The following is a 14,236-nucleotide window of genomic DNA, read 5'->3' on the forward strand; positions in this document are numbered from 1 at the left end:
ACATGTCTCGCCAGCCGACAATCGGCGTCACCGGCCGCACCGCGCGGATCGGTCTGCACGCCCGCCGCACCCACGGCAGATACCGCGTGGCCGTGCGCCGCCACCTGGCCGCAATAATTGACGGCCTGGGCTGCATGCCCGGTATCGCACCCTCTTCTGTAATCGACTGCCACCACTATAGCCGGCCAGGCGGCCCAGCGGGTATTGCCCTGCGCGTTCGCCCCGTGGCAGGTGCTTTGCTTTAGCGTCGTGCGGCATCCAGAATGAGCAGGACGGCCCAGCCTGGGCGTCCTGACGTCAGTCCAGACATTTACCTCCTGAGGTATTTATGAGTAACAACCTCGACCAGCTCACCGATTGGTTGAAAGAGCACAAGATCACCGAAGTCGAGTGTCTGATCAGCGACCTCACCGGTATCACGCGCGGCAAGATCTCCCCCACCAACAAGTTCATTGCCGAAAAGGGCATGCGCCTGCCCGAAAGTGTGCTGTTGCAGACGGTGACCGGCGACTACGTCGACGATGACATCTATTACGAGCTGCTCGATCCGGCCGACATCGACATGATCTGCCGCCCCGACGAGAACGCGGTATTCCTGGTGCCATGGGCCATCGAGCCCACCGCGCAGGTGATCCACGACACCTATGACAAGCAGGGCAACCCGGTCGAGCTGTCGCCGCGCAACGTGCTCAAGAAGGTATTGAAGCTCTACGCCGACAAAGGCTGGCAGCCGATCGTGGCGCCGGAGATGGAGTTCTACCTGACCAAGCGCTGCGAGGACCCGGACTTCCCGCTGCAGCCGCCCATCGGCCGCTCGGGTCGCCCCGAGACCGGTCGCCAGTCGTTCTCCATCGAGGCCGCCAACGAATTCGACCCGCTGTTCGAGGACGTCTACGACTGGTGCGAACTGCAGCACCTGGACCTGGACACGCTGATCCACGAGGACGGCACCGCGCAGATGGAAATCAACTTCCGTCACGGCAACGCGCTGTCGCTGGCCGACCAGATCCTGGTGTTCAAGCGCACCATGCGCGAGGCCGCGCTCAAGCACAACGTCGCCGCCACCTTCATGGCCAAGCCCATGACCGGCGAGCCGGGCAGTGCGATGCACCTGCACCAGAGCATCATCGACGTGAACACCGGCAAGAACATCTTCTCCAACGAAGACGGCAGCATGAGCCAGCTGTTCCTGCACCACGTCGGTGGCCTGCAGAAGTTCATCCCGTCGGTGCTGCCGCTGTTTGCCCCCAACGTCAACTCGTTCCGCCGCTTCCTGCCCGACACCTCGGCGCCGGTGAACGTGGAGTGGGGCGAGGAGAACCGCACCGTGGGCCTGCGCGTGCCGGATGCCGGCCCGCAGAACCGGCGTGTGGAAAACCGCCTGCCCGGCGCCGACGCCAACCCTTACCTGGCGATTGCCGCCAGCCTGTTGTGCGGCTACATCGGCATGGTCGAAGGCATCAACCCCAGCGCGCCGGTCAAGGGCCGCGGTTACGAGCGGCGCAACCTGCGCCTGCCGCTGACCATCGAGGACGCCCTTGAACGCATGGAGAACTGCAGCGCGCTGGAGCCGTACCTGGGCAAGAAATTCATCGCAGGCTACGTCGCCACCAAACGCGCCGAGCATGAAAATTTCAAACGCGTGATCAGCTCCTGGGAACGCGAGTTCCTGCTGTTCGCGGTCTGATAAACCCCGGGGCCGCAGGAGCGCGGCCGTCAGTCATCGGAGAAGCACATGAGCGTCAAGAACCCGCAAACCCGCGAGTGGCAAGACCTGAGTCGTGATCATCACCTGGCGCCGTTCAGCGACTACAAGCAGCTGAAGGAAAAAGGCCCGCGGATCATCACCAAGGCCAAGGGCGTGCACCTGTGGGACAGCGAGGGCAACAAGATCCTCGACGGCATGGCCGGGCTGTGGTGCGTGGCCGTCGGCTACGGCCGTGAAGAACTGGCCGAGGCGGCAGCCAGCCAGATGCGCGAGCTGCCGTACTACAACCTGTTCTTCCAGACCGCCCACCCGCCGGCGCTGGAGCTGGCCCGGGCGATCACCGAGGTGGCCCCTGCGGGCATGAGCCATGTGTTCTTCACCGGCTCCGGCTCCGAAGGCAATGACACCAACCTGCGCATGGTCCGCCATTACTGGGCGCTCAAGGGCAAGCCGCAGAAGCAGGTGATCATCGGTCGGGTCAACGGCTATCACGGCTCCACCGTGGCCGGCGCTGCCCTGGGCGGCATGAGCGGCATGCACGAGCAGGGCGGTACGCTGCCGGGCATCGTGCATATTGCGCAGCCGTACTGGTTCGGCGAAGGCGGTGACATGACCCCGGACGCGTTCGGCGTATGGGCCGCCGAGCAACTGGAGAAGAAGATCCTCGAAGTCGGCGAAGACAACGTGGCCGCCTTTATCGCCGAGCCGATCCAGGGTGCTGGCGGGGTGATCATCCCACCAGAAACCTACTGGCCGAAGATCAAGGAAATCCTCGCCAAGTACGAAATCCTGTTCATTGCCGATGAGGTGATCTGCGGTTTCGGTCGTACCGGCCAGTGGTTCGGTACCGACTACTACGGCCTCAAGCCCGACCTGATGACCATCGCCAAGGGCCTGACTTCGGGCTACATCCCCATGGGCGGCGTGATCGTGCGGGACGAAGTGGCGGCCGTGCTCAGTGAAGGCGGCGACTTCAACCACGGCTTCACCTACAGCGGCCACCCGGTGGCAGCAGCAGTGGCCCTGGAAAACCTGCGGATCCTGCGCGACGAGAAAATCATCGAGCGCGTTCAGGCAGAAACGGCACCGTATTTGCAGAAACGTCTGCGTGAGCTGAACGATCATCCGCTGGTGGGCGAGGTCCGTGGCCTGGGCATGCTCGGCGCGATCGAGCTGGTCAAGGACAAGGCGACCCGCACCCGTTACGAGGGCAAGGGCGTGGGCATGATCTGCCGCCAGTTCTGCTTCGACAACGGGCTGATCATGCGCGCCGTGGGCGACACCATGATCATCGCGCCGCCGCTGGTCATCACCTGCGAGGAGATCGACGAGCTGGTGGAAAAGGCACGCAAATGCCTGGACCTGACGCTCGAAGCGTTGAAGTGAGCAGGTGCTAGGCTCAGCCTTGGGTTGAATGGCGATCTGCGGCGCACTCTGGTTGAAACCGCGCCGTGGATCTTGCCAGACTAGCGACTGTTTCAGTCGCCCAGCGCTTGCGCCGAACGAGTCGGTCGCTGAACAGATGGTTTCTATAAAAAATTCTGGAGCATTACGCATGAAGAAAATGGGCAAGACGCTGTTGGCCGCTACCCTCGCGGGGTTGATGGCCGGTGCTGTTCAGGCGGACGACAAGGTGCTGCACGTCTACAACTGGTCCGACTACATTGCGCCGGACACCATCGCCAAGTTCGAGAAGCAGTCGGGCATCAAGGTGGTCTACGACGTGTTCGACAGCAACGAAACCCTGGAAGCCAAGCTGCTGGCCGGCAAGTCGGGCTACGACGTGGTGGTACCGTCCAACAACTTCCTGGCCAAGCAGATCAAGGCCGGTGTGTACCAGGAGCTGGACAAGTCCAAGCTGCCGAACTGGAAGAACCTCGACGAAGACCTGCTCAAGGCCGTGGGCGATGCCAGTGACCAGGGCAACAAGCATGCCTTCCCGTACATGTGGGGCAGCATCGGCATCGGCTACAACCCCGAGAAGGTCAAGGCCGCGCTGGGCGTCGACAAGATCGACTCGTGGGACGTGGTGTTCAAGCCGGAAAACATCGCCAAGCTCAAGAGCTGCGGCGTGAGTTTCCTCGACGCACCGACCGAAATGATCCCGGCGGCCCTGCATTACCTGGGCAAGCCGACCAACAGCAAGGACAAGGCAGACCTGAAGGCCGCCGAAGACCTGTTCCTGAGCATTCGCCCATCGGTGGCGTACTTCCATTCCTCCAAGTACATCTCGGACCTGGCCAACGGCAACATCTGCGTGGCCGTGGGTTACTCGGGTGACCTGGAGCAGTCCAAGGCCCGTGCCCACGAAGCGGGCGACAAGGTCAAGCTGGCCTACAGCATTCCGAAAGAAGGCGCCGGCACCTTCTATGACATGGTCGCGATTCCCAAGGACGCCACCAATGTCGAAGCAGCCTACAAGTTCATGGACTTCCTGATGCAGCCGGAAGTCATGGCCGAGATCACCAACGCCGTGCGCTTCCCGAACGGCAACAAGGCAGCCACCGCTCTGGTGGACAAGGACATCTCCGGCGACCCGAGCATCTACCCGTCGGATGAAGTGAAGAAGCACCTGTACGCGATCAGCGACCTGGATGCAGGCACCCTGCGCCTGATCACCCGCAGCTGGACCAAGATCAAATCGGGCAAATAAATCCGGTTTTTCCCGTCAGGCACTGAAAAACAGTGCCTGAACGGGGCTCGAGGGCAAATTCTTTTTGCTCGATGGGTGTATCGAAGGTAAGTTGCGCGCCGGTTTGTCGGTACCGCAGGCGTATCTGCCAAACGACTCGGGCACTTTTGTAGAGGACCTCCCACTTGTCTACTTCACATTTTCGCAAGGCCGTCCTGGCCACAGCGAGCCTGACGCTGGCGATCAGTGTCCAGGCGGCGCCCACGGTGCATATCTACAACTGGTCGGACTACATCGGCCAGACCACCCTTGCGGACTTCGAAAAGGAGACCGGCATCAAGCCGGTGCAGGACGTCTTCGATTCCAACGAAACCCTGGAAGGCAAGCTGCTGGCCGGTCGCACCGGCTATGACGTGGTGGTGCCGTCCAACCATTTCCTCGGCAAGCAGATCAAGGCGGGCGCGTTCCAGAAGCTCGACAAGACGCTGCTGCCCAACTATTCCAATCTCGACCCGGCCCTGATGAAGCGCCTGGAGAAGAACGACCCGGGCAACCAGTACGCGGTCCCCTACCTGTGGGGCACCAATGGCATCGGCTACAACGTCGAGAAGGTCAAGGCCGCGCTGGGCACCGACACCATCGATTCATGGGCCGTGCTGTTCGAGCCGGAAAACATCAAGAAACTCTCCAAGTGCGGCGTGGCGTTCCTCGACTCGGCCGACGAGATGCTGCCGGCGGTGCTCAACTACATGGGCCGCGACCCCAACAGCACCAACCCCAAGGACTACGCCGACGCCGAGAAGAAGCTGCTGGCCATACGGCCCTACGTGACCTACTTCCACTCGTCCAAGTACATCTCGGACCTGGCCAACGGCGACATCTGCGTGGCCGCCGGCTTCTCCGGCGACGTGTTCCAGGCCAAGTCCCGCGCCGAAGAGGCGGGCAAGGGCGTGGAAATCGCCTACGCGATCCCCAAGGAAGGCGGCAACCTCTGGTTCGACATGCTGGCGATTCCCAAGGACGCCAAGAACGTCAAAGAGGCCCACGCCTTCATCAACTATCTGCTCAAGCCTGAGGTCATCGCCCAGGTCAGCGATTACGTCGGTTACGCCAACCCGAACCCCAAGGCTGGCGAACTCATGGACCAGAGCGTGCGAACCGACGCAGCGGTTTACCCACCGCAAGAGGTGCTGGACAAGCTGTACGTCAACTCAGAGTTACCCCCCAAAGTGCAACGTTTGATGACCCGAAGCTGGACCAAGATCAAGTCGGGCAAGTAACTATCCAGGGCCCGTCACGGCAGGGGCGGGCACCAAAATCTTGTTGGGAGTTTCACACATGGCAGTTGCCTCCGGTGCCTATAAGAAAGCCCTAGAAGGCGATCAGCAACCTAAACAGGTGCTGGTCAAGATCGACCGGGTTACAAAGAAGTTCGACGAAACCGTAGCGGTGGACGATGTGTCCCTGGAGATCAAGAAGGGCGAGATCTTCGCGCTGCTCGGTGGCTCCGGCTCGGGCAAGTCCACCTTGCTGCGCATGCTGGCAGGGTTCGAGCGTCCGACCGAAGGGCGGATCTTCCTCGATGGCGTGGACATCACCGATATGCCGCCCTACGAGCGGCCGATCAACATGATGTTCCAGTCCTACGCGCTGTTCCCGCACATGAGCGTGGCCGACAACATCGCCTTCGGCCTCAAGCAGGACCGCATGAGCAAGGACGAGATCGAGGCGCGGGTGGCCGAGATGCTCAAGCTGGTGCACATGACCCAGTACGCCAAGCGCAAGCCGCACCAGCTCTCCGGTGGCCAGCGTCAGCGTGTGGCCCTGGCCCGTTCGCTGGCCAAGCGGCCCAAGCTGCTGCTGCTCGATGAGCCGATGGGCGCGCTGGACAAGAAACTGCGTTCGCAGATGCAGCTGGAACTGGTGGAGATCATCGAGCGCGTGGGCGTGACCTGCGTGATGGTGACCCACGACCAGGAAGAGGCCATGACCATGGCCCAGCGCATCGCGATCATGCACCTGGGCTGGATTGCCCAGATCGGCAGCCCCATCGATATCTACGAAACCCCCACCAGCCGCCTGGTGTGCGAGTTCATCGGCAACGTCAACCTGTTCGAAGGCGAAGTGGTCGAGGACGCCGAGGGCCACGCGCTGATCGCCAGCCCCGAGCTCGAGCGCAAGATCTACGTGGGCCACGGTGTGACCACCTCGGTCGAAGACAAGCGCATCACCTATGCGCTGCGGCCGGAAAAACTGCTGGTGACCACCGAGCAGCCGAGCTTCGAGTTCAACTGGTCCCACGGCAAGGTGCACGACATCGCCTACCTGGGTGGCCATTCGGTGTTCTACGTGGAGCTGCCAGGCGGCAAGATCGTGCAGTCGTTCGTCGCCAACGCCGAGCGCCAGGGCACCCGGCCGACCTGGGATGACCAGGTCTACGTGTGGTGGGAAGACGACAGCGGCGTGGTCCTGCGGTCATGACAGCGCGCAAGCTCAAGCGAGCGTTTCAGCGATTGATACCCGAAGGGCGTCACTTGGTGATCGGGGTGCCGTTCCTGTGGCTGTTCCTGTTCTTCATGCTGCCGTTCTTCATCGTGCTGAAGATCAGCTTTGCCGAAGCCGACGTGGCGATCCCGCCGTACACCGAGATCTTCACCTACCTCGAAGACAAGGTGCAGCTGGTACTCAACCTGGCCAACTATGGCCTGTTGACCGAGGACGAGCTGTACATCGCGGCCTACCTGGGCTCGTTGAAGATGGCCCTGATCAGCACGATCCTGTGCCTGGCGATCGGCTACCCGATGGCCTACGCCATCGCCAACGCGCGCAAGGAAATGCAGACCGTGTTGCTGCTGCTGATCATGATGCCGACCTGGACGGCGATCCTGATCCGCGTGTATGCGTGGATGGGCATCCTCAGCAACAACGGGCTGCTCAATGCCTTCCTGATGTGGCTGGGGCTGATCGATCAGCCGCTGCAGATCCTCAACACCAACCTGGCGGTGTATATCGGCGTGGTCTATTCGTACCTGCCGTTCATGATCCTGCCGCTCTACGCCAACCTGGTCAAACACGACCAGAGCCTGCTGGAAGCGGCGTCCGACCTGGGTTCGAGCACCTTCAACAGCTTCTGGAAAATCACCGTGCCGCTGTCCAAGAACGGCATCGTGGCCGGCTGCATGCTGGTGTTCATCCCGGTGGTGGGCGAGTTCGTGATCCCCGAGCTGCTGGGCGGCCCGGAAACCCTGATGATCGGCAAGGTGCTGTGGCAGGAATTCTTCAACAACCGTGACTGGCCGGTGGCATCCGCCCTGGCGGTGGTGATGCTGGCAATCCTGATCGTGCCCATCCTGCTGTTCAACCGCAGCCAGGCCAAAGAGATGGAGGGCAGGGCATGAAGCGTTTCAGTTTCTCCAAACTGATGTTGGTGGTAGGCCTGCTGTTCATCTACCTGCCCATGCTGATCCTGGTGATCTACTCGTTCAACGCCTCCAAGCTGGTGACGGTGTGGGGGGGCTGGTCGGTGAAGTGGTACGTGGGCCTGCTCGACAACACCCAGCTGATGGGCTCGGTGATGCGCTCGCTGGAGATCGCCTGCTACACCGCGGTGGCCGCGGTGGCGCTGGGTACCCTGGCGGCGTTCGTACTGACCCGTGTGACCCGCTTCAAGGGGCGCACGCTGTTCGGTGGCCTGGTCACCGCACCGCTGGTAATGCCTGAGGTGATCACCGGTCTGTCGCTGTTGCTGCTGTTCGTGGCCATGGCGCAGATGATCGGCTGGCCGCAGGAGCGCGGCATCGTCACCATCTGGATCGCTCACACCACGTTCTGCGCCGCCTATGTGGCGGTGGTGGTGTCGGCCCGCCTGCGCGAGCTGGACCTGTCCATCGAAGAGGCGGCCATGGACCTGGGCGCGCGGCCGTGGAAGGTGTTCTTCCTGATCACCATCCCGATGATCGCGCCGTCGCTGGCGGCGGGCGGCATGATGTCGTTCGCACTGTCGCTGGACGACCTGGTGCTGGCCAGCTTCGTGTCCGGGCCGGGTTCGACCACCTTGCCGATGGAAGTGTTCTCGGCGGTGCGCCTTGGCGTGAAGCCTGAGATCAACGCGGTGGCCAGCCTGATCCTGCTCAGCGTGTCGCTGGTGACCTTCATGGTCTGGTACTTCAGCCGCCGTGCCGAAGAGCGCCGCAAGCGCGCGATCCAGCAAGCCATCGAAGAAAGCGCCGCGGACTCGTGGAAGCAGCCGGACGTGCGCCGCGCCACTGCGGCGCAGGTCTCGGCCTGATCTGAAAAAGCCATCACGGGTCACGCCCGCCCCCACAGGTTTTGCGAACACCGCAGACCCCTGTGGGAGCGGGCGTGACCCGCGATGGGCTGCACAGCAGCCCTAGGGCACCAGCCGCAACGTCCCCTCGGTCTCCCCCGCCAACCCCATCAGCGCCCGCTGATACCTGCCGTCGATATAGTCCTGCGCCTGATCGGCATAGTGCCTGTCGAACACCACGCCGCTCTGCCCGAGCGGGTTGATGCTCAGCGCCGTCCCTGCATCGGCGAAATCGATCACGCGCCGCGTCGATGGCCCGTAGGTCACCGGCCACGGTGCCGGGCCGATTCTGGATGACAGGTTGTTCGGTACCTCATGCGCGCCCGGCGCCGCGAATGGCCCCACGTTGAACAGCAGGTTCAGCGGCTTCTGCGCACCCAGCGGGTGCCCGTGGGTCAACGTGTGCGCCTTGCCCCACTGCCAGTTCGCCGGGTCCTTGCCCAGGGTGGTGCGCAGGTGCGCCAGGGTGTTGTCCCAGGCCAGCTTGACCACCGTTTCGCGGTCACTGTGCGCGTTGCTGCCCTTGCGCGCCCACCACTGCGAATCCACGTCTGCGGCCAGGCGCGGCAGCAAGGTATCCACCATGCGCGTCGACAGCAGCGTCTCGAACCATTCGTCACCGAGCTCGTCATGGGTGGCGGCGCGGGCGAATTCGTACAGCAGCTGGTTGAACAGCGTGGCGCTGGTCGATTCCACCGGGTAGTCGCCGCGCCACGCGGCCAGTTGCTCGACCAGCTCGCGCTCGTGTACGTCGGTGACCACCTGGCGCAGCACCGACAGCAGCGGTGTGAGCAGGTGCGGGCCATAGGCGGTGGCCGTGTCCAGCTGCAACGCCTGGCTGTTGTGCAGGTCCCACTTCACGCCGGGCGAGGCCAGGTTGTTGTTGAGCTGGCGGCCGCGGTCCGGCGGGTTGTAGTAGCCGGGGATGACCATGCCGGTGGGCGACACCGGCTGGAAGTTGGCCGAGACGATGTAGCCCGCGGCGGGGTTCTCCTGCTGCGGGTTGGCGCTGAACGGGTAGAAGCCGAGCTTGTCGGCCTGGGCCGTGCTGCCGTCGAGAATGAACGCCGGGTTCACCCCGTCCGGACGGATCGGCAACTGCGCTGCCGCCCACCAGCCGATGTCGCCCTGTGCGTTGGCCCATACCAGGTTGAGGCCGGGGGCGTGGATCTTGGCGGCGGCCGCACGCATCCTGTCCAGGGTGTTGGCGCGGTTGATGTCGTAGAAGGCTTCCAGGATCGGGTTCTCGGTTTCCAGGAATGCCCACCACATCGCGATCGGCGTGCCGTTTTCATGCCCACTGACGGCGGGGTTGATGATCGGCCCGTGCGGCGAGCGGCGCAGGGTGAGGGTGAGCGGGTCTTCCCCCTTGATCCGGACCTGCTGCTGGGTGGAGGTGAGGTCGTGCCACTGGCCGTGGATCTTCACCTGTTCGGGATTGTCCGGGTTGACCTGCTCGGCGATCAGGTCGAGGTCGTCGTTCTGGAACATGGTCAGGCTCCAGCCGAACTCGCGGTTGTGTCCCAGCGAGGCGAACGGGTTCAGCGCCTGGTGGTAGCCGTACAGGTGAAAGCCCGGCGCCGACAGTTCGGCCTCGTACCACACCGACGGCACCGAGAAGCGAATATGCGGGTCGCCCGCCAGCAGCGGCTTGCCACTGGCGGTGAGCCTGCCGCTGACGGCCCATGCGTTGCTGCCCTCGAATTGCGGCAGGCCCGCATCGCCCAGCGCCTGGTGGCTGACCTGGGCGATGCGGCCCAGCCTGCGCCAGTCGGCGGCGGCCAGGTGTGGCGGGGTCTGCACCGCGCCTTCGGGGTCCCAACCCAGTTCGAAGTCGCTGAGGTAGTATTTGCCCAGGTGATCGCGCACGTAGGTCAGCAGCGGCTCGGTACGAAACGCGGCGGCGAAGCTGTAGGCCATGAACCCTGCGATGCTCAGGGTGTCCTCGGCGGTGAACGGGCGCGGTGTGATGCCCAGCACATCGAACTCCACGGGCCTGGGGTGCGAGTCCTGCCAGGCGTTCACGCCCTCCAGGTAGGCTTGCAGGGCCAGCCAGGCCGGGGATTGCCTGTCCTGGCGGGCGACCATGCTGCGCGCCTGCTCGGCAATGCGCAGGCTGCGGAACAGGGTGTCGGTCTCCACCAGCCTGGGGCCCAGTACCTCGGCCAGTTCGCCATTGGCCAGGCGCCGAGTGATTTCCATCTGGAACAGGCGGTCCTGGGCGTGCACGTAGCCCAGTGCGCGGTACAGGTCGGTTTCGTTCTGCGCCTGGATGTGCGGTACGCCGCGCTGGTCGTAGCGCACGCTTACCGGCGCCTGCAGGCCGGCCACGGTGACTTCGCCGGTGCGTTGCGGCAACTTGCTGTGGGCATACCAGTAGCCGCCGCCGGCGACGGCGGCGATGAGCACCGCAAGAAGGGTAAGGCTGCGTTTCATCGGGGCTCCTTGTGCGAGGATCGTTCCTTGCCCTGGCCGGTCAGATGTTCGGCACAGGATAGACCCTGCAACTTAACCCATCCCAGGAAGCCACGGTCCGATGAACCTCAGTGAAAAGCAGAAAATGCTCGCCGGCCAGCTCTATCATGCCGGCTGTCCCGAGCTGCAGGCCGAGCAGATCGCCAACAAGCACTGGATGTACCGCTACAACCATTCCCCCGAACTGCTCAACGAGCAGCGTCATGCCCTGCTGGTCGAGCACTTCGCCAAGGTGGGGGCAGGCGCGGTGATCCGGCCGCCGTTTCATTGCGACTACGGCTACAACATCACGCTGGGCGCCAACGTGTTCGTCAACTTCAACTGCGTGATCCTCGACGTGGTGCAGGTGCACATCGGCGATGACTGCCAGATCGGCCCCGGTGTGCAGATCCTCACCGCCGACCATCCGCGCGATCCGGCCATCCGCCGTTCGGGGCTGGAGAGCGGGCGCCCGGTGAACATCGGCAGCAACGTGTGGATCGGTGCCGGTGCGCTGATTCTGCCAGGGGTGAGCATTGGTGATGATGCGATCATCGGCGCGGGCGCAGTGGTGACCCGCGATGTGCCGGCGGGGGCGACAGCGATGGGCAACCCGGCACGGGTACGCTAGCCGGCCCAGGGGCAATAGCAGCCCACCGCCAGGGTGTGGGTGGCGTTCACGCTGCGGCCCTGGGTGAGGGCCAGCAGAATGGGCTCGATGAAGCTGTTGCTCGAATTGCACGTGGCACCCTCGCTGTAGGGGCCGAAGTAGGCGAGCTGGCCGTTGCGGTCCCAGATCGCTACCGCAGGGCTTGCCGGCAGGTGCTCGGCGCCGGGCAGATCGGCCAGTGGCTTGAGCGCGCCGAGGGTGGCGGGCAGTTGGCCGTGGGTACCGGGCTTTTGCACCACGTAGAACTCCACACCCTGGGCGGCGAAGTGCTCGGTCAGCTCGGCCAGGTGCTGCTGGTTGCCGACGTTGCAGGGGCAGGCCGGGTCCCAGAAGTGCACCAGGCGGACGGGGCCGGGGCCGGCGATGTCTTCCGGCAGGCGCAGAGTGTCGCCGGCGAACAGTGCGGTGTGGTTGTCGAAGGGGCGCAGGTAGCGGCCCTGGAAGCTGTCGTAGGCCCACCACAGGCCGGCGGCGCAGAGGAGCAGGGTGAGGCCGGTGAGCAGGTGGCGGGGCATCGGGGGTACCAATTCTGGAAAGGGGTGTATCTTTTCGCCGGCAAGGCCGGCGCCTACGGGCGAGGGGGCGGCACAGGCAACAAAAAAGTCCCCCAGCTTGCCACGCCGTTCGCAACAGATGAATATCACAGGTCAATCCTTTGCCCCGTTGTTGGTAACTTCCATGCCCGCGTCATTCCAGCCCGACTCCCTGCGTGCCAGCCTGCAACCGCTGGCCGCGCGTCAGCCGTTGTCGACCCAGGCGCAGGCGTACCGGCATTTCTACAGCCTGGACATCCCCGGCGTCGACAGCTGGCTGGGGCGTTTCGACACCGCAGGCTTCGAGCTGGTCGCCCAGGTCTGGCTGCCCGCCGCGCCTGTGGCGACGCTGGTACTGCTGCACGGTTTCTACGACCACATGGGCCTCTACCGCCACGCCATCGAATGGGCCCTGGCCCGGCAGTTCGCGGTCATCGCCTGCGACCTGCCGGGTCATGGGCTGTCCAGCGGCGAGCGCGCCAGCATCGATGACTTTGCGGTGTATCAGGACGTGCTGCAGGCGCTGTTCGAGCAGGGCCAGGCGCTGAACCTGCCGCAACCCTGGCACCTGTGCGGGCAGAGCACCGGCGGCGCCATCCTGGTCGACCACCTGCTGCACCACGGCGCGCACAGCCCGGCCCAGGGCCAGGTGATCCTGCTGGCGCCGCTGGTACGCCCGCGTGCGTGGCGCTGGTCGAAATTCAGCTATCAGGTGCTGCGCCACTTCGTCACCGGCATCGAGCGGCGCTTCAGCGAGAACAGCAACGACCCGACCTTTTTGCCGTTCCTGCAGGCCGACCCGCTGCAGCCGCGGCGCCTGCCCACCGCCTGGGTCGGGGCGCTGATGGCGTGGGTCAAACGTATCGAGGTGGCGCCATGCAGCCCGCGCCAGCCGCTGATCGTGCAGGGGCAGGCCGACATGACTGTGGACTGGCCGTACAACCTTGAGGTGCTCAAGGCCAAGTTCGCCGAACCGCAGATTCTGCTGATGCCCGAAGCCCGCCACCACCTGGTCAACGAGCTGCCGGCAATACGCCGAGACTACTTTGCCTTCATCGGCCAGCGCCTGGGCTGATCACTGCAGGTCGGAGGTGCTCTGACCGACCGCCAGGCCAGCCCGGATTGCGGCCAGGGCGGCGGCATAGTACGCCTTGCCTTCGGGCGATTCGGCAAAGCTTGCAAAGGCATCGAGTTCGGCATCCGACAGCCCGCGATACACATACAGCAGGGTGTTGTTCAGGTCGGCCTCGATCTGCTGCATCAGGCGCTGGCGCTGCCCGTCGAGCAGGCCCTGGGCCTGGCTGCCACCGAGCAGGCCGGGGATCATCTGGCTCAGGCTGTCGGCCGCCACCCCGGCAATCGCCAGGCTGACCTCGGCACCGGCCTCGCGGGCCGGCAGGGCCTGGGCCAGGTGGCCGATGATCAGCAGGCGGCTGTCGCTGGCCTCGATCTTGGGCAGGCCCTTGGCATTCTTGGCCAACTGGTCACGGCGGGTGGCCAGCAGCTCGGCCGCCACGATCTTGCGCCCCAGGGGGGATTGAAAAAACGCCAGCGCAGGCTTGGGGTCGCTGAGGTTGGCGCGCAACTGGGCTTCGGCGCGGCGGTCGACGGCGGTGGGTTCGAAACGCTGGTTGCTGTTGTTCACCAGGGCCTGGAAGACTGCAGGCGGCAGGCTGCTGCGATAGCGCTGCTGGGCGGCATCGAGGGCATCGGTGAAGTGGGCGCGCTGCTCCGGCCACCCGGCAACCTTGTACAGTTGGTCGTGGGTATCTGCCAGGACAGGCGTGGTGCAGATCATCAACAGCAGAAAAAACAAACGGCGCATTCAGGACTCCTGTCGGCAGGCCGCTATTGTCCGTGGCCCGGCGGGGCTTTGTCGAGACGCCAATGCACACTCTCGGCCAAGTGGCGC

Annotated in this window: 12 protein-coding genes; 9 read left to right on the forward strand and 3 right to left on the reverse strand. The window is 64.2% G+C overall.

Annotated elements, in window-relative coordinates; translation table 11 throughout:
- Nucleotides 1–328: 328 nt before the first annotated feature.
- The 7 genes from CR917_RS19390 to CR917_RS19420 all read left to right on the forward strand — a co-directional run bounded on the left by CR917_RS19390 (nucleotide 329) and on the right by CR917_RS19420 (nucleotide 8,628).
- On the forward strand, nucleotides 329–1,687 hold the full coding sequence (locus CR917_RS19390; protein WP_043863424.1) for a glutamine synthetase family protein: 1,359 nt from the start codon (nucleotides 329–331) through the stop codon (nucleotides 1,685–1,687).
- Between the two features lie 48 nt (nucleotides 1,688–1,735).
- Nucleotides 1,736–3,094: an aspartate aminotransferase family protein gene (locus CR917_RS19395; RefSeq protein ID WP_043863425.1), complete on the forward strand. Its 1,359-nt coding sequence runs from the start codon at nucleotides 1,736–1,738 to the stop codon at nucleotides 3,092–3,094.
- Nucleotides 3,095–3,263: 169 nt separating this feature from the next.
- The gene (locus CR917_RS19400; protein WP_043863426.1) at nucleotides 3,264–4,361 is read left to right on the forward strand and encodes a polyamine ABC transporter substrate-binding protein; all 1,098 of its coding nucleotides are present in this window, start codon (nucleotides 3,264–3,266) and stop codon (nucleotides 4,359–4,361) included.
- 164 nt (nucleotides 4,362–4,525) lie between these two features.
- Nucleotides 4,526–5,620 (forward strand): polyamine ABC transporter substrate-binding protein, encoded by a 1,095-nt coding sequence (locus CR917_RS19405; protein WP_043863427.1) that lies wholly within the window; start codon nucleotides 4,526–4,528, stop codon nucleotides 5,618–5,620.
- 58 nt (nucleotides 5,621–5,678) lie between these two features.
- Nucleotides 5,679–6,821, forward strand: a complete 1,143-nt coding sequence (locus CR917_RS19410) for an ABC transporter ATP-binding protein (RefSeq protein WP_043863428.1) — start codon at nucleotides 5,679–5,681, stop codon at nucleotides 6,819–6,821.
- A gap of 35 nt (nucleotides 6,822–6,856) precedes the next feature.
- Entirely contained in the window at nucleotides 6,857–7,738 is an 882-nt protein-coding gene (locus CR917_RS19415) for an ABC transporter permease subunit (RefSeq protein ID WP_173925095.1), read from the forward strand.
- Nucleotides 7,735–8,628 (forward strand): ABC transporter permease subunit, encoded by an 894-nt coding sequence (locus tag CR917_RS19420; RefSeq protein ID WP_043863430.1) that lies wholly within the window; start codon nucleotides 7,735–7,737, stop codon nucleotides 8,626–8,628. Before CR917_RS19415 ends, CR917_RS19420 begins: the two co-directional genes overlap by 4 nt.
- 102 nt (nucleotides 8,629–8,730) lie before the next feature.
- Here CR917_RS19420 and CR917_RS19425 read toward each other — a convergent pair whose 3' ends face one another.
- Complete coding sequence (locus tag CR917_RS19425; protein ID WP_104572820.1) at nucleotides 8,731–11,103, reverse strand: penicillin acylase family protein; 2,373 nt, start codon at nucleotides 11,101–11,103, stop codon at nucleotides 8,731–8,733.
- Nucleotides 11,104–11,203: 100 nt separating this feature from the next.
- On the opposite strand from CR917_RS19425, the gene CR917_RS19430 reads away from it, so the two are divergent.
- Nucleotides 11,204–11,752 (forward strand): sugar O-acetyltransferase, encoded by a 549-nt coding sequence (locus CR917_RS19430; protein ID WP_043863432.1) that lies wholly within the window; start codon nucleotides 11,204–11,206, stop codon nucleotides 11,750–11,752.
- Here CR917_RS19430 and CR917_RS19435 read toward each other — a convergent pair.
- Nucleotides 11,749–12,306 (reverse strand): DUF6436 domain-containing protein, encoded by a 558-nt coding sequence (locus CR917_RS19435; protein WP_043863433.1) that lies wholly within the window; start codon nucleotides 12,304–12,306, stop codon nucleotides 11,749–11,751. The genes CR917_RS19430 and CR917_RS19435 overlap by 4 nt on opposite strands.
- 163 nt (nucleotides 12,307–12,469) lie before the next feature.
- Between CR917_RS19435 and CR917_RS19440 the strand changes: the two genes are divergently transcribed.
- Nucleotides 12,470–13,399, forward strand: a complete 930-nt coding sequence (locus CR917_RS19440) for an alpha/beta hydrolase (RefSeq protein WP_058541761.1) — start codon at nucleotides 12,470–12,472, stop codon at nucleotides 13,397–13,399.
- Here the strand turns inward: CR917_RS19440 and CR917_RS19445 are convergent, their stop codons facing one another.
- Nucleotides 13,400–14,149: a DUF2059 domain-containing protein gene (locus tag CR917_RS19445; RefSeq protein ID WP_043863435.1), complete on the reverse strand. Its 750-nt coding sequence runs from the start codon at nucleotides 14,147–14,149 to the stop codon at nucleotides 13,400–13,402.
- Between the last annotated feature and the right edge of the window lie 87 nt (nucleotides 14,150–14,236).

It is taken from the genome of Pseudomonas sp. BRM28, assembly GCF_002939405.1.
GTDB classification, from domain to species: domain Bacteria; phylum Pseudomonadota; class Gammaproteobacteria; order Pseudomonadales; family Pseudomonadaceae; genus Aquipseudomonas; species Aquipseudomonas palmensis.

What these genes read in the sequence shown, in the direction of transcription:
- CR917_RS19425 (WP_104572820.1), bottom strand. Translation starts at nt 11,103, where the DNA reads ATGAAACGCAGCCTTACCCTTCTTGCGGTGCTCATCGCCGCCGTCGCC.
- CR917_RS19430 (WP_043863432.1), top strand. Translation starts at nt 11,204, where the DNA reads ATGAACCTCAGTGAAAAGCAGAAAATGCTCGCCGGCCAGCTCTATCAT.
- CR917_RS19410 (WP_043863428.1), top strand. Translation starts at nt 5,679, where the DNA reads ATGGCAGTTGCCTCCGGTGCCTATAAGAAAGCCCTAGAAGGCGATCAG.
- CR917_RS19390 (WP_043863424.1), top strand. Translation starts at nt 329, where the DNA reads ATGAGTAACAACCTCGACCAGCTCACCGATTGGTTGAAAGAGCACAAG.
- CR917_RS19435 (WP_043863433.1), bottom strand. Translation starts at nt 12,306, where the DNA reads ATGCCCCGCCACCTGCTCACCGGCCTCACCCTGCTCCTCTGCGCCGCC.
- CR917_RS19400 (WP_043863426.1), top strand. Translation starts at nt 3,264, where the DNA reads ATGAAGAAAATGGGCAAGACGCTGTTGGCCGCTACCCTCGCGGGGTTG.
- CR917_RS19440 (WP_058541761.1), top strand. Translation starts at nt 12,470, where the DNA reads ATGCCCGCGTCATTCCAGCCCGACTCCCTGCGTGCCAGCCTGCAACCG.
- CR917_RS19445 (WP_043863435.1), bottom strand. Translation starts at nt 14,149, where the DNA reads ATGCGCCGTTTGTTTTTTCTGCTGTTGATGATCTGCACCACGCCTGTC.
- CR917_RS19395 (WP_043863425.1), top strand. Translation starts at nt 1,736, where the DNA reads ATGAGCGTCAAGAACCCGCAAACCCGCGAGTGGCAAGACCTGAGTCGT.
- CR917_RS19420 (WP_043863430.1), top strand. Translation starts at nt 7,735, where the DNA reads ATGAAGCGTTTCAGTTTCTCCAAACTGATGTTGGTGGTAGGCCTGCTG.